At 44.8% G+C, this 21,153-nt stretch carries 24 protein-coding genes and 1 pseudogene; 12 read left to right on the forward strand and 13 right to left on the reverse strand.

Going from position 1 to position 21,153, the window contains the following annotated elements:
* Positions 1-396: 396 nt before the first annotated feature.
* The 5 genes from J7545_RS21165 to pyrE form a co-directional block, all read right to left on the reverse strand.
* Positions 397-2,865 carry an ATP-dependent Clp protease ATP-binding subunit gene (locus J7545_RS21165; protein WP_318699373.1) on the reverse strand — a complete coding sequence of 823 codons (2,469 nt, stop codon included), beginning with the start codon at positions 2,863-2,865 and terminating at the stop codon, positions 397-399.
* 225 nt (positions 2,866-3,090) lie between these two features.
* Positions 3,091-3,909, reverse strand: a complete 819-nt coding sequence (locus J7545_RS21170; RefSeq protein ID WP_318699374.1) for a Uma2 family endonuclease — start codon at positions 3,907-3,909, stop codon at positions 3,091-3,093.
* Between the two features lie 63 nt (positions 3,910-3,972).
* Positions 3,973-4,557 carry a molybdenum cofactor guanylyltransferase gene (locus tag J7545_RS21175; RefSeq protein ID WP_318699375.1) on the reverse strand — a complete coding sequence of 195 codons (585 nt, stop codon included), beginning with the start codon at positions 4,555-4,557 and terminating at the stop codon, positions 3,973-3,975.
* 3 nt (positions 4,558-4,560) lie between these two features.
* A complete protein-coding gene (locus J7545_RS21180) occupies positions 4,561-4,887 on the reverse strand; it encodes a YbjQ family protein (protein ID WP_318699376.1) in 327 nt (108 codons plus the stop codon).
* Between the two features lie 58 nt (positions 4,888-4,945).
* A complete protein-coding gene (pyrE, locus tag J7545_RS21185) occupies positions 4,946-5,518 on the reverse strand; it encodes an orotate phosphoribosyltransferase (protein WP_318699377.1) in 573 nt (190 codons plus the stop codon).
* An 88-nt stretch (positions 5,519-5,606) separates the two neighbouring features.
* Here pyrE and J7545_RS21190 point away from each other — a divergent pair, with 88 nt between their 5' ends.
* The 6 genes from J7545_RS21190 (at position 5,607) to J7545_RS21215 (ending at position 13,504) form a co-directional block, all read left to right on the forward strand.
* Positions 5,607-6,605 carry a phage tail protein gene (locus J7545_RS21190; RefSeq protein WP_318699378.1) on the forward strand — a complete coding sequence of 333 codons (999 nt, stop codon included), beginning with the start codon at positions 5,607-5,609 and terminating at the stop codon, positions 6,603-6,605.
* 115 nt (positions 6,606-6,720) lie between these two features.
* Positions 6,721-8,154, forward strand: a complete 1,434-nt coding sequence (locus J7545_RS21195; RefSeq protein WP_318699379.1) for a hypothetical protein — start codon at positions 6,721-6,723, stop codon at positions 8,152-8,154.
* Between the two features lie 43 nt (positions 8,155-8,197).
* Positions 8,198-9,439: a cache domain-containing protein gene (locus J7545_RS21200; protein WP_318699380.1), complete on the forward strand. Its 1,242-nt coding sequence runs from the start codon at positions 8,198-8,200 to the stop codon at positions 9,437-9,439.
* A 29-nt stretch (positions 9,440-9,468) separates the two neighbouring features.
* Entirely contained in the window at positions 9,469-10,866 is a 1,398-nt protein-coding gene (locus J7545_RS21205; RefSeq protein ID WP_318699381.1) for a cache domain-containing protein, read from the forward strand.
* A complete protein-coding gene (locus J7545_RS21210; protein WP_318720110.1) occupies positions 10,859-12,736 on the forward strand; it encodes a cache domain-containing protein in 1,878 nt (625 codons plus the stop codon). The genes J7545_RS21205 and J7545_RS21210 overlap by 8 nt, the downstream gene beginning before the upstream one ends.
* Before the next feature lie 27 nt (positions 12,737-12,763).
* Complete coding sequence (locus tag J7545_RS21215) at positions 12,764-13,504, forward strand: hypothetical protein (protein WP_318699383.1); 741 nt, start codon at positions 12,764-12,766, stop codon at positions 13,502-13,504.
* Positions 13,505-13,563: 59 nt separating this feature from the next.
* Here J7545_RS21215 and J7545_RS21220 read toward each other — a convergent pair whose 3' ends face one another.
* Positions 13,564-13,965, reverse strand: coding sequence for a hypothetical protein (locus J7545_RS21220; protein ID WP_318699384.1), 402 nt, complete (start codon positions 13,963-13,965; stop codon positions 13,564-13,566).
* A 16-nt stretch (positions 13,966-13,981) separates the two neighbouring features.
* On the opposite strand from J7545_RS21220, the gene J7545_RS21225 reads away from it, so the two are divergent.
* The 3 genes from J7545_RS21225 (at position 13,982) to J7545_RS21235 (ending at position 15,537) form a co-directional block, all read left to right on the forward strand.
* Positions 13,982-14,203, forward strand: a complete 222-nt coding sequence (locus J7545_RS21225; RefSeq protein WP_318699385.1) for a hypothetical protein — start codon at positions 13,982-13,984, stop codon at positions 14,201-14,203.
* Between the two features lie 61 nt (positions 14,204-14,264).
* On the forward strand, positions 14,265-14,621 hold the full coding sequence (locus J7545_RS21230; RefSeq protein WP_318699386.1) for a hypothetical protein: 357 nt from the start codon (positions 14,265-14,267) through the stop codon (positions 14,619-14,621).
* A 193-nt stretch (positions 14,622-14,814) separates the two neighbouring features.
* Positions 14,815-15,537 carry a hypothetical protein gene (locus J7545_RS21235; RefSeq protein ID WP_318699387.1) on the forward strand — a complete coding sequence of 241 codons (723 nt, stop codon included), beginning with the start codon at positions 14,815-14,817 and terminating at the stop codon, positions 15,535-15,537.
* 110 nt (positions 15,538-15,647) lie between these two features.
* On the opposite strand, the gene J7545_RS21240 is transcribed toward J7545_RS21235, so the two are convergent.
* The 5 genes from J7545_RS21240 to J7545_RS21260 all read right to left on the reverse strand — a co-directional run bounded on the left by J7545_RS21240 (position 15,648) and on the right by J7545_RS21260 (position 19,558).
* The gene (locus J7545_RS21240; RefSeq protein ID WP_318699388.1) at positions 15,648-15,992 is read right to left on the reverse strand and encodes a hypothetical protein; all 345 of its coding nucleotides are present in this window, start codon (positions 15,990-15,992) and stop codon (positions 15,648-15,650) included.
* 190 nt (positions 15,993-16,182) lie between these two features.
* Positions 16,183-16,977 carry an ABC transporter ATP-binding protein gene (locus J7545_RS21245; protein WP_318699389.1) on the reverse strand — a complete coding sequence of 265 codons (795 nt, stop codon included), beginning with the start codon at positions 16,975-16,977 and terminating at the stop codon, positions 16,183-16,185.
* Positions 16,978-17,177: 200 nt separating this feature from the next.
* Complete coding sequence (gene crtD, locus J7545_RS21250) at positions 17,178-18,761, reverse strand: C-3',4' desaturase CrtD (RefSeq protein ID WP_318699390.1); 1,584 nt, start codon at positions 18,759-18,761, stop codon at positions 17,178-17,180.
* A gap of 61 nt (positions 18,762-18,822) precedes the next feature.
* On the reverse strand, positions 18,823-19,065 hold the full coding sequence (locus J7545_RS21255) for a DUF4926 domain-containing protein (RefSeq protein WP_318699391.1): 243 nt from the start codon (positions 19,063-19,065) through the stop codon (positions 18,823-18,825).
* The gene (locus tag J7545_RS21260; RefSeq protein WP_318699392.1) at positions 19,034-19,558 is read right to left on the reverse strand and encodes an NfeD family protein; all 525 of its coding nucleotides are present in this window, start codon (positions 19,556-19,558) and stop codon (positions 19,034-19,036) included. Before J7545_RS21260 ends, J7545_RS21255 begins: the two co-directional genes overlap by 32 nt.
* Positions 19,559-19,689: 131 nt before the next feature.
* On the opposite strand from J7545_RS21260, the gene J7545_RS21265 reads away from it, so the two are divergent.
* The 3 genes from J7545_RS21265 (at position 19,690) to J7545_RS21275 (ending at position 20,461) form a co-directional block, all read left to right on the forward strand.
* Positions 19,690-19,950 carry a hypothetical protein gene (locus J7545_RS21265; RefSeq protein WP_318699393.1) on the forward strand — a complete coding sequence of 87 codons (261 nt, stop codon included), beginning with the start codon at positions 19,690-19,692 and terminating at the stop codon, positions 19,948-19,950.
* 86 nt (positions 19,951-20,036) lie between these two features.
* Positions 20,037-20,240 carry a type II toxin-antitoxin system HicB family antitoxin gene (locus J7545_RS21270; RefSeq protein ID WP_318699394.1) on the forward strand — a complete coding sequence of 68 codons (204 nt, stop codon included), beginning with the start codon at positions 20,037-20,039 and terminating at the stop codon, positions 20,238-20,240.
* On the forward strand, positions 20,237-20,461 hold the full coding sequence (locus J7545_RS21275; protein WP_318699395.1) for a type II toxin-antitoxin system HicA family toxin: 225 nt from the start codon (positions 20,237-20,239) through the stop codon (positions 20,459-20,461). The genes J7545_RS21270 and J7545_RS21275 overlap by 4 nt, the downstream gene beginning before the upstream one ends.
* A 100-nt stretch (positions 20,462-20,561) precedes the next feature.
* Here J7545_RS21275 and J7545_RS21280 read toward each other — a convergent pair.
* Positions 20,562-20,963: pseudogene (locus J7545_RS21280) on the reverse strand (type II toxin-antitoxin system death-on-curing family toxin).
* Positions 20,963-21,151, reverse strand: coding sequence for a hypothetical protein (locus J7545_RS21285; protein WP_318699396.1), 189 nt, complete (start codon positions 21,149-21,151; stop codon positions 20,963-20,965). The pseudogene J7545_RS21280 and the gene J7545_RS21285 overlap by 1 nt, the downstream one beginning before the upstream one ends.
* Positions 21,152-21,153: the final 2 nt, after the last annotated feature.

The following is a 21,153-nucleotide window of genomic DNA, read 5'->3' on the forward strand; positions in this document are numbered from 1 at the left end:
CAACATGGCTTCCGCAAAGCCGAAAATATTAAACGCGCTCTTGATGGCGAATTTTACTTTTATTCCTACGTCTTCGGCTTTGAACCGGCTGACAAAGGCGCAAAGATTGAGATTGAGAGTTAGAAACCGGGTTTGTGCGTTCAAAACCATAGGTTGGGTTTCACTTCGTTCAACCCAACATTGAGCCAACCTTGGCAGAATTCTTGAAAACTTTAATTGGCTCCAGAAAAATCAGGACGTATTCGCCGCTCACCAAGAGAATTTAGGCTGGGTTTGGCGTTGATACTTGTTTAAGTCCCGATAAAAGAAAGACGGTTGATATCCAGTCAACCGTCTTAAGAATTAGCTAAAAATAGCAAGGTTCAGGCTTGAGCCATAGGTTAGAGGGGTTGGTTCTTAGTCCGTAACCTTGGTTAACACTGGAGTCTTTTGATCCTCAGACTGAATGGTCACTTGTCCAGACTCATCCACGTCAACAACGGCTGTAGACCCTTCACCCACTCGACCAGAGAGCAGTTCTTCCGCTAAGGTGTCTTCCAACAGGCGCATAATGGCTCGACGCAGGGGACGCGCACCGTAGGCGGGATTATACCCTTCTTCAATCAACCGGTCTTTGAATTTATCGGTGACTTGCAGGGTAATGTCTTTTTCGGTTAAGCGCTTGAAGACATCTTTGAGCAAGATTTCGGCAATTTCTTTGACTTCTTCCTTGTTCAACTGACGGAAGACGATGATTTCATCTAACCGGTTGAGGAACTCTGGACGGAAGTAGGCTTTGAGTTCTTCGTTGACTAAGGAACGGATGCGGTTATACTGGGCATCTTCCGCGTTATCCTCGAACTCGAACCCAAGTCCACCACCACCTTTTTCAATCACCTTAGACCCAATGTTACTGGTCATGATCAAGAGGGTGTTCTTGAAGTCTACGGTGCGTCCTTTGGCATCGGTTAAACGACCATCTTCTAAGATTTGCAGCAGCATGTTGAAGATGTCGGGGTGTGCCTTTTCAATTTCATCGAAGAGAACGACGGTGTAGGGACGACGGCGAACGGCTTCCGTGAGTTGTCCCCCTTCGTTGTATCCGACATATCCAGGAGGAGAACCGATCAGTTTGCTGACGGTATGCCGTTCCATGTATTCGGACATATCGAGACGAATCATGGCTTCTTCAGAACCGAAGAAGTAGGAAGCCAAAGCTTTGGTTAACTCGGTTTTTCCAACCCCAGTGGGCCCGGAGAAGATGAAACTGGCAATGGGTCGGTTGGGGTTTTTCAGACCAACACGGGCGCGTCTGATGGCGCGAGAGACGGCTTTGACGGCATCTTCTTGACCGATAATCCGAGTATGGAGGGTGTCTTCCATGTGCAGGAGTTTTTCGGATTCGGTTTCGGTGAGTTTGTTGACGGGAACTCCAGTCCAGGAGGCGACGATATGGGCGATGTCTTCTTCGGTAACGATGGGGTCATCGCTGACTGAGCCTTCGTCTTTGCCTTTGCTGGCAATGGTGCGAATTTGGGATTTGAGTTCCATTTCGCGATCGCGCAATTCCCCAGCTCTATCAAAGTCTTGGGAGCGTACCGCATCATCTTTTTGCTTGAGAACACCGCGCAGTTCGCGATCGAGTTCTTTGGCTGCTGGGGGCAGTTTGGAGTTAATTAAGCGTACCCGCGAACCGGCTTCATCAATCAAGTCAATGGCTTTATCGGGGAGGTAGCGGTCAGAAATATAGCGATCGCTCAATTTAGCGGCTGCATCCAAAGATTCATCCGAAATTTTCAACTTGTGGTGTTGTTCGTACCGCTCGCGCAGTCCGTGTAAGATCTCAATGGTTTCTTCCACAGAAGGCTCACCGACCATCACCGGTTGAAAACGCCGCTCTAGGGCAGCATCCCGCTCGATATGTTTGCGGTATTCATCTAAGGTTGTGGCTCCAATACATTGAAGTTCGCCCCGAGCGAGGGCAGGTTTGAGGATATTGGCGGCATCGATCGCCCCTTCAGCCGCTCCTGCGCCAATGAGAGTATGGACTTCATCAATCACCAGGATGACATTGGCTGCTGAACGAATTTCATCCATGATTTTCTTCAGCCGCTCTTCAAACTCTCCTCGGTACTTGGTTCCCGCCACCAGCAGACCGATATCGAGGGTAACGACGCGCTTATCTTCCAGGATATCTGGGACATCACCATGGGAGATGCGTTGAGCCAACCCTTCGGCGATCGCCGTTTTTCCGACCCCCGGTTCACCGATCAGTACCGGGTTATTTTTAGTCCGCCGACCCAAAATTTGGATCACCCGTTCAATTTCCGTTTGCCGACCGACCACGGGATCGAGTTTTCCTTCGGCAGCCAATTGGGTTAAATTTGACCCAAACTCATCTAACGTTGGGGTCTTATTCGAGGAACGTCCACCTACCGCCGAAACTTCAGCCGTTTCACCGAGCATCCGAATCACCTGAGTGCGAACCTTAGACAGATCCACGCCCAAATTCTCTAACACACGAGCGGCTACCCCTTCACCTTCGCGAATTAAACCCAAAAGTAGATGCTCTGTGCCAATATAGTTATGTCCCAACTGACGAGCCTCTTCTAGGGATAGCTCTAGAACCCGTTTGGCTCTGGGTGTAAATGGAATTTCTACAGCGACAAATCCCGAACCCCGGCCGATGATCTTTTCTACCTCAATCCGGGCATCCTTGAGATTGACCCCCATGGATTTCAGGACTTTTGCGGCCACTCCCGTCCCCTCCCCAATCAAACCGAGAAGGATTTGTTCTGTGCCCACAAAGTTGTGACCCAGGCGGCGGGCTTCCTCCTGAGCTAACATGATCACCTTAATGGCTTTTTCTGTGAAGCGTTCAAACATGGCGTTTTCCCATCACCTGCTGCTTTTTGGTAAGCTGATTCTAACATAGGAAAATCGTTAGGTTATTGTGCGGTCAGTAACAGAATTTAGGCCGGTTTTCCGCCCTTCTCTGGAAAATAGGGATGGGGAGATAGGGAGATAAGGGAATGGAGGGGATGCGCAGATCGCTGATTAGCAATGGGTAATCGGCAATCAGTTTTTACTCTCTACAATCTGGGCAAATCCTTAGTCACTAGGGTTGACTGTATTCGGATCGATGCCCATGGCTTGCAAGCGCTCCTGTAGTTCTCGTAATTTAGCCTCAGCAGCATTAGCGCGATCGCGCTCCTGTTCGGCTCGTTCGTGTTCCTGTTCGGCTCGTTCGCGTTCCTGTTCGGCTCGTTCGCGCTCCTGTTCAGCTAACTCTTGAGAGAGGAGAATCAAATTCCCCTCGGCATCAAAGAACCGTAACCAAGGAGCCTTTTCCTTAGTCAACGTTCCATCCCAAACGCCTAACCATAATTCCAAACTCTGACACCATAACCATCCCCGTTCATCAGCAACAATTTCCTCATAGCGGCCATTACTGTTCAAATGCCATCCTTGCAAAGACTGGCGATTGAAGGGATTATAAACAAAATAATCTCGTGTTCTAAAGGTTTGTTCATAGATGTTTTTTTTCGGGCCGGTATCCCCACTTGCTGTTGAGGGGGACATGAGTTCAACAATTACATCTGGATAACGCCCTTCCTCTTCCCAAACCACCCAACCTTGACGCTCTTTTGTGCCATCCACATTTAAGGTCACAAAAAAATCCGGCCCTCTAAAATCGCGATCGCGGGCTTGGCGACTACTGTAGTAGACAAACATATTCCCACCGGTAAAATAGTCATCGCGTCCTTGATAAGCTTGGTGGATAGCTTCAATCAAGACATTCATGGCGATGCGATGGCGATTACTTTCCAAGGTCTCTCCATCATCAAAAATTAAATCAGTAGGAGGTAAGGGAGGAGTCCATTCCTGTTCGGTTTCAGTTTCTAATGTTTGGGTCAGTGCAACAGACATAGTTCACCTCTAGGATCGTGGACTATTGAGTTCCATTATACTCTTCTTCTCAGATCATACTTATCATAAGTCTTCTGGTGTATTGCAGTTGTGGAGCATCTGAGCAACTGTGGCATCTACGGGTAAGGGTTGTACCGGAATGGAGGATAACCAGTGTTGAAAGGCACTACCTCCATTCTGGATAAAGGATTTTAGAGTCAGTTGAAGCTCAAAACGGTAAAATCCACACAAGGGTTCCCAGTACTTTCCCTGAACAGGAACAACGGCTAAGGTCGATTCAGGAATATCCGAGAGTTGGGCGATCCAGTGCTGCAAAAGACTGGGGTCTAAGTTGGGTAAATCGCAACCGAGCAGTAAAATCCAGGGATGTTGAATCCTTTCCCAAACTTGAGAGAGAGCAACCAAGGGGCCGTTTCCGGGGTTAGACTCGACGATCCACTGGCAATGTGGGGGGGCGATCGCCCAATAGCGATCGGGCCAAGGCGTAACGATATACACCTGCTCTGTACATTGGGCGGCGACTTCCGATACCCGTTGCAGCAAAGGGACTCCATTCCAGGGAATCAGAGCCTTGTCCTGTCCCATGCGGGAACTTTGCCCTCCGGCTAAAATAACACTGGCTACGGTAGCACTGGGAAAGATAGACATCAGTTATTGATAGCTTACAGCCGTTCCACTTGCTGCGACCATCAGCATACTACTACCACCGGAAACCGAAATCGTTTCATAGTCAAGATCGATACCGATAACAGCATTTGCGCCCATTTTCTGAGCCTCAGCTACCATTTCCTTCATCGCGGTTTCTTTGGCTTCCCGGAGTGATTTCTCATAAGCCCCTGAGCGTCCGCCCACAATATCACGAATGCCAGCAAAAAAATCTTTGAAGATATTAGCCCCTAAGATTGCCTCTCCACTGACGACACCATGATAAGCGGTAATCTGATATCCATCTAAACCATCTGTTGTAGTCACTAGCATAATATCACTCCTCATCCAATCAGAATTTGTCTCGATCTTAACTCATCCCCATTCCCTATTACCTATTCCTGCCCTCTTTATAGCGCTGTTGTATCTGCTCAATGCTAAACAGAGCCTCAAACTTTAAACCCATGGACTGGTAATATTCTGCACCTCCCTGGAGGCGATCGACTAATGCTACAATCTGGTTCACTTCATATCCCACAGCCCGCAAGCGCTCCACCGCTTTCATCGCCGACTGTCCCGTAGTGACTACATCCTCTAGCACCACTACCTTAGCGCCCTGGGGTAACGTCGGTCCTTCAATATAAGCCTGAGTTCCATGACCTTTGGCTTCCTTACGCACAATTAACGCTGAGATGGGCCGCTCTTCATAAGCAGAAACTACACTCACCGCAGTCACAATTGGATCGGCTCCCAAAGTTAAGCCTCCCACAGCTTGCACGTCTTCAGGAAGCATATTTAACAATAACTCGCCGACCGCCACAGCTCCTTGAGGATGGAGGGTAACCGGTTTACTATTGATATAGTAAGAACTTTTTTGGCCAGAAGAGAGTAAAAAATCTCCCTCTTGATAAGCCAATTGACAAAACAAATCTATTAACTCTTGACGTAAGCTCAAATCTACCATGAGGACACCTGATCTTTCCTGCAAATTATAGCGCTGGTAATGGGCAATGGCTAATTGGTAAACTATAATTTTTGATGCCTAAAGTACCATGACCCTTGCCCGTTCGAGTCCTCTTGATCTTGAGGTGATTCCCATGCGTCTGCCGGATGCAGACCCGGAATTACTGCACCATGACCCCTTAGCTCCTGAAGGGATTCCCCTCATGCTGATTCCAGGAGAACCCAGCCAGCTTATGGTCAAACTGGGTAATCCTGGAGAACAACCCTTGAATGTGACCCTAGAATTCCGGGGAAATTTGCCCCAGGCTTGGTATTCTTGCGAGAGGGAAAATTCCCAAATTTCTCCTGGAATCAGTCAAGATATTATTATTGAATTCCAAGCACCGGATGACTTTTTTGAGGCATTCCTGGCCCTAAGAGAAAATTCAAGTTTACGGATTAATTATAGTGGTCGGCTTCAGGTGTATGGAGCGATGCCGGGAACGGTAAGCCAACTGATTGATGTGGCGGATATTAACTTTTATGTGCGTCCCCAATCTAGGTATTTAGACTTTTTGCCCCAAATCTATCGGGAAGTTGATTTTGTGGGGCGGTTTTTGAAGATTATTGAAGAAACGTTTAACCCGGATGTGCAGATGATGGCGAGTTTATTTGCTTATCTCGATCCCTTAACCGCGCCCCAATCTATGCTGCCATTTCTAGCCCATTGGGTGGGTTGGGAATGGCAATCTTATTTGAGTTTAGATCAACAGCGATCGCTCATTCGCCACGCCTTAGAAATTTATCGCTGGCGAGGCACGCGTCGAGGGTTGCGACTCTATTTACATTTGGCTACGGGTTTACCCTTAGATGATCAGGTAGAACGGGAGGAAGATAAACATATTGCTATTCTGGAAACCTTTAGCCAAGGATTAGTTTTAGACCATTCAATTTTGGGGCAAGATGCTCTGTTGGGTGGAGGTCAGCCATTTCATTTTCGGGTACATTTGCAACCCGATACTCCAGGGTCGGTGGATGAGGCTTTGGTGCGTCAGGTGATTGACCAGCAAAAACCGGCATTTTGTACCTATGAGTTGCAAATTGATTAGTGGATAATGGAGCAATACCTCCTTAGGCCAAAAGTTAATTAAGTTTTAATTTTTTCCTGAAAATGACGGTTTTATGGCCATACTATCTGTTACAGATCGTGATTGAGTAAGGCTTGTGACGTTATCTGCCGATCCCGGAAGTGGCACAGAGCTTCCCTACCCTGTTCCTCTAGAACGGTTGGTTGTCCATGATGGTTTGCTGTTAAATGCTCATCGTTGGCAACGGGCCCATGAATATCATCGAAAGCGCCAGAATTTATATTATCAGGCGCTCCATCAACCTGGAATTGTTTATGGTTTGGGGGTGAAAGTGATTTCAGCTCCTGATAGCATCGCAGCCCAGTATCGTGACGGGCGCTGGTTGGAAGTGCAACCGGGGATGGCGATTGACTGGATGGGAAATCCAATTATTGTCGATCGGGCGATCGCTTTTCGCATCGCTCTGAGTCCCAAGGAAATCCCAGTTACAGTCTATTTAGTACTCAGTTATGTCGATCCAGAAACCCTACAGCGCACTTCTGAGGTGGAACTGGTTCCGGAAACGTTCCGCATTGATGAGAAAAGCACTCCTCCATCAGGTTTAGAAGTGGAGTTATGCCGTTTGCAGCTCTCTGCTGGAACGGTGCAGTTATCCCCGTCTGGGGGTTCCCTGAGCAAAGTCGAAGGGAGCAAAGTTGGGGATGTGTTTGCGCCCCAGATCAATCAGTTGGATCTGCGCTATCGCTCTGCTGTGGGAGTTCGCCCCCAAGGAACGGTACAGGTTGCCTATATGCAGGGTGGAAATGGGGGCGATCGCCTGACGGCTTCTAATTTATCCTGTTTACTACAAGCATTTTTAGCCCTCGATCCAGGAATGCGAGGGATTGAAGAAGTCGCTTCGGTTACCTGGAGCAATACCGAGAACTCGGAAGGGTTGGAGGAATCTTGGGAGATGACTGCGACTCGTCAGGGGTTGGCTTGGCAAGGTTATGATTTAATCTATTTAAGCTACAATCAGGCGCTGAATACGAATGAGGCTCAACAGGCAAGTTTACGGGCCTATTTAGGATTAGGGGGGGCGATCTTCATTGAGCTATTGGAAGAGGAGACCCAGGTAGATGAGTTGAGTTTTGTACAACAGGAACTGTTAGAGGCGATCGCCGATATTGGCGATACAGCAGAGTTACAAGAGGTGAAAGCCCAGTTAAACGAAGAATTAGCGGCTTGTGAAGAAGAATTAAATCGCCAAATTCAAGAGATTTGTGTATCGATAGAACAATTAGCCATCAATTTAGGGATGTCTGGCACCCATTTAGGGCAGTTATCCCCATGGCATCCGCTAAAAACCCAACCTTTTTTATTTAGTGCCCTACCCAAAATTAAGCAAAATCCGGTTCGCCTGTTTAATTGGGGAGGCGTAGTTTTGGCGATCGGGGATTTATCCTTAGCGTGGGGACTCGACAGTGGGCTAGAGTTACCCAGAGAAAAAATTCGCAATGCCCAAGAATTGGGGATTAATCTTTTACATTTTGCCTGGCGCAGACGGCATTTAACCCAATTGCAACACTAGGTTCAGAGGGCGGAAAGGAACAAGACATCATGAGGAAAAGAAAATGAAACGTTGGCACAATAGTTTACTGATCCAGCATGTGGGCTATTTTTCCGTGTTGTCCCTAGTTTCGGTGGTCGGGCTAGCGATCGTCATTTACTATCAGTCTGTTGAGTTGCTGAAAAAATCGATTACTAGTCAAATGGAAGTCGTAATTTCCATTAAAGAAAATCAGATTGATAACTGGTTTTCTCAACAACATAAAACTATCTTACTGATCGCTCAAACGCCAACCCTAGTTGACTCTTATGCCAGTTTTCTAGATAACACAGATCGGCAATCCTATCAAACAATTGAAGATTACTTTCGCACGATTTTAACAACGGAAAATACCATTCAATCTTTATCCATATCCACCAACAGTGGGATTGTTTCTATCTCAACTGAAGGAGAGGAAGAAGGAAACTATCAACCCCTGGGTGATTCTGTCACTTATTTTACACAAGAAAATCTAGAAACCGTTCGCCCAACCTTATATACTTCTCCCATTACACGGGAAACGGCAATGACTTTTGCCACTCCTTTACTCAACGATCGAGGGGAAAGAATAGGAGTTTTATCTGTTGATCTTTCCCTAGAAAAAATTCATGAAATCATGCAAGAAGCTACCGGATTAGGGGAGACAGATGAATCGTATTTAATCCGCAAACAGGGACAAGAAAATCGATTGGTAGATACCCAGGACTCAGAATTAGCCAATCAATGGGTACGGAGTCCAGGAATTGATGCTGCCATGTCAGGTCAAGATGGGATTGATTTTTATCAAAATCATAAACAAGTAGAAGTGATTGGCAGTTACCGATGGTTAGAAGATAAAAACTTGGGAATTCTCGTGGAAATTACACGAGAAGAAGCATTTAGTGTTTCGGGAACTATTGCCATTAACTTACTATTTGGGGGATTTTTAGTTGCAGTAATATTGTTAGTGATTGTCTATATTTTATCTCGCAAAGTGACCCAGCCAGTATTAGAAATAGCGCAAAATGTCAATCAAGTCATTGATGGAAACTTAATGATAAAATCTAAACAGTTACGAAAAATCAGTCAGAGAGGGGATGAAATTGGACAATTAGCGCGGGGATTTGATGAAATGATTAAAGTGGTTGATTCACGGCAGCAAGATCTAGCAGAACAAGTGCGAAAATTGAGAATGAATAACGCTAACTTAAGCCAAGCACAAGAATTGGAAATGGCTTATTTCAAAGCCTTAAAGCGTAAAGCACAATGGATTAGAAATAAAGAATAACTTAAAGAATATCTTATCTGGATCTATTTATGGTTTCCCTAAAAAAACTCATTCCTATTTTAACCGTAACGCCCTTAATGGCAACCTTAGCATTTACGGGAGTATTAGCAATCTATAATAGAGATAAAACTGTAGATGAACTCTCTAGGTCTTGGATGAAGGAATCTGTGATGCAAATCAAAAGTCAGGTACACCTTAATCTTCGACAACCAGAGATTATCTATAAATTGAGCTTAAATCGTTATCAATCTAATCCACCAATATGGAAAGATCCACAGAATTTAACGATTAATTTTTATAATAAGATTCGTTTTTTCCCCTCGGTTAGTAATATTTTTTTTGGCAGTCCAAACCAAGAATTTATCGGTGTTAAACTCAATGAAAGTGGGCAATTTACTCAATCTTATTCTGGGGAAAATACGGATTACCAACATATCACGTCTCTCCTAGATAGAAACGGTCAACGGGGTCAAGTACTGAGTAAAAACTCAGTCTTTAATCCAACAACTCGTCCTTGGTATCAAGCAGCACAGAACACCAACAATCTAGTTTGGAGTCCGGTCTATCCAGATTTTACGACTCGCCAGTTAGGAATTACCGCAGCTCAAGCAGTGCGCGATCGCCAAGGGAATTTAGTTGGAGTTTTAGGAATTGACTATTTTCTCAATAGCCTCAATCAATTTCTGCGCGATCTATCCATTAGTAAAGCAGCAAAGGTTTTAATTATTCAACAAGATGGACGATTAATTGCCAGTTCCGATCCCGATCCGTTAACCCTATTCGATCCAGAATTAGAAACTCACTTAATAATTACTCAAAGTCCCGATCCCATGGTGCAAAAAATCGGAGAAATTTTGATCGCCAAATTTAGTGATTTTAGTCTCATATCTGAAGCTCAGTCCTTAATTTTTTACCACAATGGACAAAAGCAATTGGTTTGGGTTGAACCGATTGAAAATCACTGGGACTTACCCTGGGTAGTGGTTGTAGCATTGTCAGAATCGAATGTGTTTCATCCAGCAGAAAAAAGGACTATTTATATTTTTATGATTTTAGCGGCAACTGTGGGCAGTGTTTTGGCAGTCTGGAATATGCATCAATTAGTGGTGTCTCCTCTGTTGCGGTTAAATACAACAGCAAAACAACTCAAAAAGCGAAGATTTAAACCCGAAAAAATTGCAGACTTAGTTAAACGTAATGACGAAATCGGTCAATTTAGTCGTGTTTTTGAAGAAATGGCATTTTTAATTCAAGAACAACAAAGCAACTTAGAAAAAAGGATTGAACAGTTAAGCACATATAAAAACAAGATTTATGCTTCAGAAGACACGGAAAATCCTCCAGAATTAAATTTGAGCTATTGGGATTACTTGAAGCAAAAATCACAAAAAGTTCGGCGAAAAACGACCCTTGAAAAACATGATTAAGAATCTGTCTATCCGCTATCATCTTCCTCTTTTAATTGTTGCCCCTTCTGTTTTAGTAGTCGGCTTAATAGCCATCATTTTATTTCAAAGAACTAGACAAAATATTAATATAGTTTCCGTTGAGTTAGCCCGTACAACCACCGCTAATGTAGAAGATAATCTTCGGGATTATTTGTCAGTTCCTAATACGATCAATCAGCTTAATCTTCAAAGCATTGCATTAGGCGCTCTCAATCTAGACGATTTAACCAATTTAGAACTCTATTTTTGGAATCAAATTCAAATTTTTGAAGGCGTAAAAAGTCTGTATTTTGGCAATCCTCAAGGAGAATTTAGGGGAGCCACTATTCTTAACTCAGGAGAAGTTGGAATTAGTATCGCTGGACAAGTAACGAATTCTAGTGTAATCCGTTACGCAACCACTAGCGATGGTCGCAAAACTGAAATTGTACATCAAGTCGCTAATTATGACCCTCGTATTCGTCCTTGGTATCAAGCTGCACTCCAATCCAATAAACCCATTTGGACTGATATTTATCAAGATTTTTCTGCCCAAGAATTAGCAATTACTGCTGCACAAGTTGTTAAAGATTCTCAAGGAGAAATCCTTGGTGTTTTGGCGGTCGATTTATTCTTTCAGGGGATCAATCAATTTCTGCAAGACTTAACTATTGGTAAAACCGGACAAGTTTTGATTATCAATCGCGAAGGAGTCTTGATTGCCAGTTCTAATCCAGACTTGATTGCAGAAGCCCAACGTAATCAAGATCTGTTAAATATTGTGGAGAGTGAAAATGAGTTGATTTCAGCGATCGCCGAAAATTTACTCAACCAATTTGGTAGCTTTTTTCGACTTGAAAGTACTGTGAATTCGTCTCTTACATGGAACAGAAAACACGTTAGTGTTCAAGTCAAAAGCTTTCGCGATCGCTTAGGCTTAGATTGGCTGATTGTGGTGATTATTCCTGAAGAAGATTTTATGCAACAAGTAGCGATCCAAGCCTGGATAACTTTCGTGTTAGAACTTTTGATTTTATTATCGTCTTTGGGGATTGGCTTAGGAGTCAGTCGCTGGGTGCTGCAACCTATTTTTCAATTTAGTGAAGCTGCCGATCAAATTAAATCCCAATCTTTTAATCCCCAAACCTTAGAGAATTTATATCAACGTCAAGATGAAGTGGGCGAATTAGCTAGAGTCTTTGTAGATATGGCTGTAGAAACCGGAGATCGCCAACAAAGCCTTCAAGACGAGTTAAACCTATTAAATTTCCAGGTTAGCCAATCTAACGATAACCCCTACGAACTCACCGCCTTGAAGAAATGGCAGAAAAAAGCATCCTGTATTCGGACGGTTTATGATTATCATCCCCATTTACCTCAGCTTCTGTCTCAAGTTCCCTATTATCAGCACTTAACCCCTGAACAGTTAAGCCAGTTAGTCATGGAGGGCAAAATTAAACGAGTTGAGGTGGGGGATTATATTTGTCGGGAAGATCAACCGGGAGATGAGTTTTATATTATTCTCACTGGTTCTGTCCGCATCTTTGTGGAGAAAATCAATAAACCCTTAGTTATCCTCTCTTCAGGACAATCTTTTGGAGAACTGGCGCTCATGCTTGGGGGAAATCGAACGGCTACGGCGATCGCGATCGAAGAAACCACCCTATTCTCGATCGATCGCCTCAACTTTGGCAAAGTCCTCCACCAATACCCCCAAATGGCTGAACAAATTGCCCAAGATCTCCATCGTCACCAAACCGAACTCCAAGAGCGCAAGCAGCTCCTGGCGGAATATGGCCTCTTAGAAGATGACGAAACCGACCTCTTACAGCAAATCAAATCTCGAATGAAAATCCTCTTTAATCTCTAAACCTGCCCATAGCCAAAAGCCATCATTATGAAATCCTATCCCCTCGTTACCTGTCACATTAACCCTCGCTCTAGAATAGAGAGCAAAGCCTTATCAGAGTCGGGTTTAGAGGTGGGTAGCCCTGAATTTGTAGATTGGGCACTCAAACACAAAAAGTTCAAAGTTCAGGTCTATTGGGAACCCTTTAACTATTCTGTAGTTTATCGCATCACTTGTTATTTACGCTCCGATCAACTCTGGTATGCGTCCCAATGTATCGGCGGTATTTTTAAACAACATCGACTCGGAAAAACGGAGGAAATTACTACAGCAAAACTCATAGAAGCGTTGCAATGGTTATGTCCTGACCCTCAAGCGATCGCCCCCGCCTTGCCATCTGAGTCTGAAGATACCGTTGATCAAACTCCCCAAACTAACAAGCGGAAATTCAATCAAACCTTATACTATCAACTGCTGCTAGAAATTGAAGATTTGAAGCAACAGATAGAAGAACTTTTACAAGACAATCAGAACTTAAAAATCGACCGCGAACAACTCTGGCAGCAACACGCCAAGAGTGTGAAATTACGTCAAGAATTGCAAGAAATAGTGACTCAACTGATGGCAGAACGTGAACAGTATGAAGAGCAAATACAAACCCTTAATCAAGTGGTTAACGAGCTAGGGACAAAACTTGAATCGGTGAATCTAAAAACTAATCCTCGCTGGTACTATGCCAATCGCTATTATCAAAAGTTGCAGGAAGCTTTACAGGGCAAATCGCTGTAATGGGGGAATGGGGGAATCTCAGAAGTGAATGATTTTCATGATGGTGCATCCATAGATCCTCATCCCATTCTCCGTGTCCCTGTATCTAGAGTGTCTTCCCCATTGTCTATTCCCTCTTTGAGGTAGACATACTCTAGAGGCACATCGCCCGTTTTATCGGTAAAGTTAGGATAGCGAATAACGGGTAAAAGTTCTTTCTTCTGGGAATTATTGCCATGGCGCACTTGTAGTGTCATATCAGTAATATTGGGCCCCCAGACAGAACCCGCAGTCCGGGCGGTATCTTCCCACATGACGTTAACGACATTCAGTCCGAGGATGCGGACGCGATCGCACAGTTCACTCTCTTGAGGCATCCGAACAACCTTGTTAATCGTCGTTTCAAATCCCTGATTGCCATTGATCATTTCTGCTTCACTCAAATAAACGTTAATTGCCCCTAACTGTTCACTTCGAATCACTCCTCTACCCAGAACCGTGAGAGTTTCAGCTCTGAAACGAGAATATCCTGAAGAGAAAGAGCTAGTCTTGATTCCAGATGATGAGAATAGCCAGATTATAGCTCGGGGATATTTAGTCAATGAAACTGCTCCCAATTGGGAAAGTAAGTGGAATTTGGCGATCGCGAGTCCAGATGAAGCCACCCAACAATTGTGTCGCTCGAATATCGAGTTAGGTATTGATGCAGGAACTCAATAGATTTCTTGGGGAATAGGGAATAGGGAATGGAGAAAAATTTTTTACCGATTACTCTTTTGCCATGCCGATCTATTTGAATTTTGACTTAATCGCTGAGGCGATCGCACATTTAGAATCAGTGGTGAGTAACGATATTGAGGGAGCCAGCATATACCGACAATTAGGGGATTTATATTTATTGAATTTGGGGCTGGTTCCTCTAGCTCAAGCATATTATCAACAAGGCTTGAATCAGATTACTTCCGATAATTTAGAAGATCGAGCGGCGATCGCCTATGGTCTCTCTCAAATTTACCAGGTAATGGGCGATCGCTCCCAAGCCCTCGATTGGTTAACTGAAGCTCAACAAAGATATCGAACGTTAGGATATACCCAAAAACTCGAAGAGATTCGTAAAGAATTACGCATTTTAGAATAGTTTTAACCACGGCTTAACGAGGAGAGTGTGATTAAAAGATTCTAAACCTCCCAATCTGTGTTTCTATTTATATCTTAAAGTTTGTGCAAAAAGCGATGTGATACCCTGAGTGTACCAGGGATTAGATACTCTATTTATCCGGTTCAGGTTCTCTCAGGCAACTGATTATTAAATTGAAAGGAAGTCTACAATTATGGAATCAAACCTGCAACATTCTCTGAAAAAGTCTCTACTTGGTGTTCCAGAGTACCTTAGTATAGGCTGGTCAGAGTTTACTAAGAATATTCAAATCTTTTGCATTTTTACGTTGATCACTAATTTACCCCTTTTACTATCAGAGCAGCTCTCTGGTGGCCTAGGCATACTGCTTTCTATCATCGGCAATGTCCTGTTGATCGTAGTTGGACTAGCTGTACCCAATGTTGTTGAGCGCTCCATTCGAGGCCAGAGTGTAGAAATGATGACAGTATTGGAAAATGCTGCCCCTAAGTTTTTTATTGCGTTCGTTGTCAGCATCGTCGTATCTATGCTTGTTGCGCTGGGCTTGATCGTATTGATCGTTCCTGGTATCTGGCTGTCGATTCGGTATAGCTTTACCTACTATGCTATTGCATTACGCGATTGTGGTTTCGATGCTATGGGCTATAGTCAAAGTCTGGTTAAAGGTCGTTGGTGGGCTGCATTTGGACGATTCGTACTTTTAGGGTTATCTGTTTTTATCCCGATTCTACTTTTGACTTTTGCCGCAGGTATTATTAGTGGTCTCCTCGGTATGGTTGGGTTAACGATTGCTGCCTTAGCAGTCTTGTACTTAGCGATCGGGATAATTGGCTATTATTTTGCCACTGTATCTGTGATTATGTTCCTGAATTTCGACTACACAGCTCAAGGCTCTTCTGGCTCAGTTGGAGGATAGTGCTAATCATTGTATTTCGCTATAAACTTGCATTTAACAAGGGGCTGGGTGCCCCTTGTCTTTCAAGGAGAGATTGATTTTAGCAAACATTTAAGGATTTGATATTGGGTTTAAGTCGGTTCGAGAAAGTCGTAGAGAATTTCATCGGGTTCATCATCCATATCGTCATCCGGTTCTGACATAAAGACGGTTTCAGAAATGGGGGTTGGCTGACTCGATGGGGCGCTCAATTGTTGTTGTCGCATGACGGTAACGAGGGTATGTAGTTGATTAACCGTTTGTTTTAACAGGGTGACCTCTTTCTCTAAGGCAACCAAGCGATCGCCGGAATTAGCCGCTACCTCTCCCAAATAAAGCGCGATCGCCTCTTTCACGACTTCTTGTGAGGTTTTCTGGCGATCGCTGGCTATCTTTGAGATCTTCTCTTGCCAACTGCTACTGATGTTTACCTGCATGACTTGCTCCACCGAGATCTGTTGGTTATCAAGAATGGATATTATATCAAATCCTTAAATGGTTGCGACAAATGTGTACTGTAGAGACATGGTGGGGGAGGGCGGGTTTACAAAAATAGTTGTCAGTCTACAAGATTTGGGTATAACCCGCCCCTACAAATCTCTGTAGCGTAAATAAATAGATTTGATATTACCCTAATAATAAGGAATCATCGGCTAACTCTTCCCCTTGAAGCTGATTAAATCGCTCCAGCAGATCGGCAACTTCTAACCCTTCCCGTTCCTCGCCAGCAATATCTAAAATAATTTGTCCTTCATGTAACATAATCGTGCGATCGCCCATCGTCAATGCTTGACTCATACTATGGGTAACCATGATCGTGGTTAACTGCTGCTCTCGAACGATTTTCTGGGTGAGCTGCAAGACAAAATGGGCCGTTTTTGGATCGAGAGCTGCCGTATGTTCATCTAATAATAAAACCTCTGTGGGAGCCAACGTAGACATCAACAGACTCACCGCTTGTCGTTGTCCTCCCGATAATAATCCCATGCGATCGCCCAATCTGCGCTCTAATCCCAAGCCCAAACTGGCTAACTGTTCCCGAAACTGGGCGCGACGACGGTTCGGAAGCGCCAATTTTAACCCGCGAAAGCCTCCCCGTTGAACGGCTAATGCCATGTTTTCTTCAACGGTTAAATTCGCACACGATCCCAACAGGGGATTTTGAAACACTCTAGCGACCAACTTCGCCCGTTTCTGGGTTGGCCATAGGGTAACATTTTGATCGGCAATATAAATACGTCCAGAGTCTGGCAGGCGATCGCCACTGACTAAATTTAACAGCGTCGATTTTCCTGCCCCATTGGAGCCAATGACGGTGACAAACTGCCTGGCTGGAACCTGGAGGGAAATCTGCCGCAGCGCTGGAGTTTCTAGAGCCGTACCCGGATTAAATGTGACACAAGCGCGATCGATTTCAATCATCGGTGGAGTCTTCTCCCTGATTCTGTTGATTGAGAAGAATATCTAGTATAACGATCTAACCGCTCATCATTCCAGCGTTCTGTACTCATCGATTCTTTGCCTTTAATCTTCTTTTGAATATAAGTTCAATTTTACTGGTTCCTGATTTAACTCGATTGGATTGGGTACTGTAGCATGAAAAACGGTTTTCCCATTACCTATTACCCATTACCGCGCGTTTCGGACTTCGTCCGACATGAACATGTCCGCGAAGCGGAAAGCGCTGTATCAATCTGCCGCACCACAGTTAACGCAGAATAGGATACGCCTGCGGTTCCTTCTCCGGGATGGGTGGAGTCTCCGACTAACCAGAGGTTGCCGATGGGGGTGCGGTTGGCGAAGCCGAAGGGACCGAAGGTGGTTAAGCGTTGTCCCATACCACCGACGATACCGCGATCGCGCCCCGTATAGTTGGCAAAGGTTCTCGGTGTGGCGGCTTCGACGTGAATCAGGGTTTCTGGAGTCAGGTGGAAATACTGGCTTAAACGGGCGATCGCTCCTTCGGTAAATTTTTGCTTCAATTGCTCGTAGTCTCCACCGTTCCACCATTGCTCCGTATCCGTAAAGGAAGAAGCGGTAATCGTCGCTTTTCCATCCGGTGCGCGTCCATCTCCCGGATGACTGACGGAGACAAATAGGGAGTTATTCTCGCCAATGGGGCGATCGTAATCATACAGAAATTGCAGATGGGGCGGGCAATTTTCGGGAATAGCGGCTTGTTCGACTCCCAGATAAACGACAAAAGCGCCACTCGGTGAAGGGACTTGCTTCAGACGCTGGCTATAGCCATTGGCGTATATTTTGGTTGCCAGATCGTCAGACTTCAAGAGTTGCACCAAGTTATGGATGGTGACATTGGCAACGACATAATCCGCGTTTTCGCTCCAGGTTTCTCCGGTTTTCATATTGCGGATGCGAACGCCAGTTACTCGCGCATTTTTGGTTTCGATTTGCTCGACGGTGTGGCGCATGAGGAGAGTAGCGCCATCTCGTTCTAGGGAAGAAACGAGGCGATCGCTCAAAACTTGCATACTCCCTTGCAAATGATACAGCCCTTGGGGTTCCTGGGAAACACCCAGAGCGGTTGCAGCATACAAGAGTGCGGTTTCCGTGGTATCGACTTGGGAGTAGAGTTTCAGTTGCAGATCGAGGAAGGTTTTTAGGCGATCGTCTTTTCCCACGCCCATCAACCTCAGTGCATCCCACACCGTCAACAGCGCAAACGGCACAGTAATCAACGTATCCGGGCGCATCGCCTGCACCAGTTGCCACAAATCCCACCAATCACGCGGAGGCAGCACCGGATCTCGCCCCTGAAACCGCCAACTCGCTTTAAATAACGTATTCATCAACTGCCAAAACGGCTCACTTCCCGGAAACTGTCGCTGCCGTTCCTGTTGCCATTTCAGAGGATCTCGCCACACAGAAATGGGTTCAGTTTCCCCCGGCAAAAACACCGCACAAGCCGGATCGCACGGTGTTGCCTCCGGTAGCGCCATCTCCAATTCCTCAAAAATCCGATGATGAATCCCCCCCGCCTCCAACCCTGCCACCTGCGTCGCTCCCACATCAAACGTAAACCCGCGCCGCTTAAACGTCGAAGCACATCCCCCCGGTACAATGGCTTGATCCAGGATCAGTACCGAATACCCCCGACGAGCCAGGAGCGCGGCAGTAGTTAAGCCGCCAATACCCGCACCAACAACAATACAGCGAGGCTTGGAGGAGGAGTGAGACTGAGCCATGATCTGAGCAGTAAACAAGGGAACATTAACGATTGTAACGTTCCGTTAAGTTTTTAGGGAGCTATAATTGCATCAGAGGGCGCACGGTAAAAATCTCATCAGCTTTCAAAGGCGCAACTGCCGATTCAGGAACAATAACAGTATCAATTGACTCTCCCAGAGCATTGAACACTTCGAGTATATATCCGGTTTCTCCTTGATTTGGATGGGGAACCTTATCGATTAAAGTAGCAATATCGCCTTGTTTTAGGTTGTATTCTGGGAAGTCTCGGTTAAGAGCAACTTTTTGATAGAGTGCGATCATTGTTCATTTTCTGTTTCAGGTTGATTTCGCTACAGATTGGGGTAACGAGTAAAGTTATATTCTGCCGTTCAACGACTCTAACGCATTGGCCCTTGAGTAAGGTCGTCTCCTCTATGGAGGTAGCTGGCCACCAAGACCCTCGGTAATACACTCGTCCCTGTCCATAGGGAGGAATGGGTTGATCAACAACTGCTTCTCCTTCTATTGGAATAACTGGATCATTTGACGGCCAAGGAAAGCTAGGTCTTTCTTTCTCATTTCTGTCCCCAAAAAAATTTCCCTCCCCAAGAAACTGTAATAATTCTTCAGGCTTGCATGCAAGAATCATACACAAGTTGGTAATCCGGATAATCCAGTCTAAGCCACTTCTACCCTTTTCCCAGTTGGCAATCGTATTTTCTGTCACACCCAGTATTTCGGCGATTTGCAGTTGTGTTAGTCCTTTCTGTTGACGCAGCTCGGCTATGCGCGATACAGGTTTTGAACTTTCCATGAGTCGGTTGCTTGTCTTTCGTTTCCTTGAGTCTAACACATCTTAACCCAAAAAAATTTAGGCAAAGCCCTTGACAACCCTAAAATATTTTAGGCAAAATAGTTGGTAATCTAACTCATGGACGTATCCCCATGAAGAAACACTTTAGACTCCCCATCTGGCAAATCACCTTCCCACTGTGCGCTGTATTGATTTTCGGTATTGGTGCATTTGCAACATTCCACATGGTTGAAGGACGCTATCTCTTTGACGTAGACATTAGCCCCAACCGGATTCAAATCAGAACGGATGTCGATAAGCGCGAGAGCAACTCCCCTACAGAGGAGACGACAGAGAGCGATGAGGGAAATCAGAGCAACCCTGACAAGAGCGAAGATCTTACTGTAAAGTAGGGTTGGTGTTGACATAGAGTAATAAACTTTACTCAATTGCCATCATGGTAAAATACCCTCAGAATTAAGTTTTAGAGTCAAACCCTATGAAATGGCGCGTAGTGTTAGAAATAGATCCCCAAACCCATGATTGGGCGGTTTGGTGTCCAGAATTACCGGGTTGCGTCTCAGCCGGAGAAACAGAAGCAGAAGCGTTAGAGAATATTCGGGAGGCTATAGCCCTTTATCTAGAACCGGATAAGATTGAACTGAAATCTGGTGCAATTTTGCGAGAGGTATCTGTAGGATGACTCGTATTCGACGTATGAACGCCGATCGAGTAGAGCGTATCTTAACTGAATATGGGTTTGAGTTAGTGTCACAAAAAGGAAGTCATCGTAAGTGGAAAAATACTGAAGACCAACTTCAGGCGATTGTCCCTTATCATAAAGGAAAAGACCTCCCCATTGGAACTCTACGCAACATTATGATAAGCGCCAATATTCCAGAAACGGAATGGAAAACAGAGTAGATCAAATTCCTTATTTCAGGTTGTATTCTGGGAAGTCTTGGTTAAGAGCTACTTTTTGATAGAGTGCAATCATTGTTTCTTAGATTCGGTTCGTAAAGCCTTACTTTTTTGCCCTGTATTCAAAGGGAATAATCACTGATTGCAACCAGTCTGTAAACTCTTCTCTTGTTATTTCTCCTGACGTAACTTGAATAATTATTTTTTCTTGTTCTTCTACATTAGCATTAATCTCAAAACCGTTCAGAATTAGAAAAATTTCCATTGCTGCATGTCCAGTTCTCTTATTCCCATCGAGAAAAGGATGATTTTTTATTAAGGAAAAACCTAATGCGGCTGCTTTTTCTGGAAGACTCGTATAGAGTTCTTGACTATCAAAAGTCATTTGGGGTTGAGCGATCGCCGATTCCAGTCAACCAAAGTTTGTAACTTCCGATGCCCCAACAGTCTGGGCAATTATTTGATGATGGATGTCTAAAATTTGTTCTATCGTTAAATAGATCATTAAGCCAGACGTTGATAGAGCGCATGATTTTTCTTCAGAACGTATGCGGTTACCTGTTGATAGGATAGGGCTGGCGGTTGAATCGTAATAATGAGTTGCCCCTCCTGTTGGATTACTTCAACTTCTTGACTATCTCCCAATAATTCTTTTGGGATTAAAACTCCTTCTTCAGTAACGTTTAGCTTCATCT

This window comes from Roseofilum sp. SBFL (assembly GCF_017746885.1).
Taxonomy (GTDB): Bacteria; Cyanobacteriota; Cyanobacteriia; order Cyanobacteriales; family Desertifilaceae; genus Roseofilum.

Excerpts from the sequence above, each read along its gene's own strand:
- J7545_RS21275 (WP_318699395.1), top strand. The coding sequence starts at position 20,237 with ATGACTCGTATTCGACGTATGAACGCCGATCGAGTAGAGCGTATCTTA.
- J7545_RS21180 (WP_318699376.1), bottom strand. The coding sequence starts at position 4,887 with ATGCTAGTGACTACAACAGATGGTTTAGATGGATATCAGATTACCGCT.
- J7545_RS21170 (WP_318699374.1), bottom strand. The coding sequence starts at position 3,909 with ATGTCTGTTGCACTGACCCAAACATTAGAAACTGAAACCGAACAGGAA.
- J7545_RS21235 (WP_318699387.1), top strand. The coding sequence starts at position 14,815 with ATGGAATCAAACCTGCAACATTCTCTGAAAAAGTCTCTACTTGGTGTT.
- J7545_RS21215 (WP_318699383.1), top strand. The coding sequence starts at position 12,764 with ATGAAATCCTATCCCCTCGTTACCTGTCACATTAACCCTCGCTCTAGA.
- J7545_RS21165 (WP_318699373.1), bottom strand. The coding sequence starts at position 2,865 with ATGTTTGAACGCTTCACAGAAAAAGCCATTAAGGTGATCATGTTAGCT.
- J7545_RS21200 (WP_318699380.1), top strand. The coding sequence starts at position 8,198 with ATGAAACGTTGGCACAATAGTTTACTGATCCAGCATGTGGGCTATTTT.
- J7545_RS21260 (WP_318699392.1), bottom strand. The coding sequence starts at position 19,558 with ATGGAAAGTTCAAAACCTGTATCGCGCATAGCCGAGCTGCGTCAACAG.
- J7545_RS21245 (WP_318699389.1), bottom strand. The coding sequence starts at position 16,977 with ATGATTGAAATCGATCGCGCTTGTGTCACATTTAATCCGGGTACGGCT.
- J7545_RS21265 (WP_318699393.1), top strand. The coding sequence starts at position 19,690 with ATGAAGAAACACTTTAGACTCCCCATCTGGCAAATCACCTTCCCACTG.
- J7545_RS21190 (WP_318699378.1), top strand. The coding sequence starts at position 5,607 with ATGACCCTTGCCCGTTCGAGTCCTCTTGATCTTGAGGTGATTCCCATG.
- J7545_RS21210 (WP_318720110.1), top strand. The coding sequence starts at position 10,859 with ATGATTAAGAATCTGTCTATCCGCTATCATCTTCCTCTTTTAATTGTT.
- J7545_RS21285 (WP_318699396.1), bottom strand. The coding sequence starts at position 21,151 with ATGAAGCTAAACGTTACTGAAGAAGGAGTTTTAATCCCAAAAGAATTA.
- J7545_RS21240 (WP_318699388.1), bottom strand. The coding sequence starts at position 15,992 with ATGCAGGTAAACATCAGTAGCAGTTGGCAAGAGAAGATCTCAAAGATA.
- J7545_RS21175 (WP_318699375.1), bottom strand. The coding sequence starts at position 4,557 with ATGTCTATCTTTCCCAGTGCTACCGTAGCCAGTGTTATTTTAGCCGGA.
- J7545_RS21255 (WP_318699391.1), bottom strand. The coding sequence starts at position 19,065 with ATGATCGCACTCTATCAAAAAGTTGCTCTTAACCGAGACTTCCCAGAA.
- crtD (WP_318699390.1), bottom strand. The coding sequence starts at position 18,761 with ATGGCTCAGTCTCACTCCTCCTCCAAGCCTCGCTGTATTGTTGTTGGT.
- pyrE (WP_318699377.1), bottom strand. The coding sequence starts at position 5,518 with ATGGTAGATTTGAGCTTACGTCAAGAGTTAATAGATTTGTTTTGTCAA.
- J7545_RS21205 (WP_318699381.1), top strand. The coding sequence starts at position 9,469 with ATGGTTTCCCTAAAAAAACTCATTCCTATTTTAACCGTAACGCCCTTA.
- J7545_RS21230 (WP_318699386.1), top strand. The coding sequence starts at position 14,265 with ATGCCGATCTATTTGAATTTTGACTTAATCGCTGAGGCGATCGCACAT.
- J7545_RS21270 (WP_318699394.1), top strand. The coding sequence starts at position 20,037 with ATGAAATGGCGCGTAGTGTTAGAAATAGATCCCCAAACCCATGATTGG.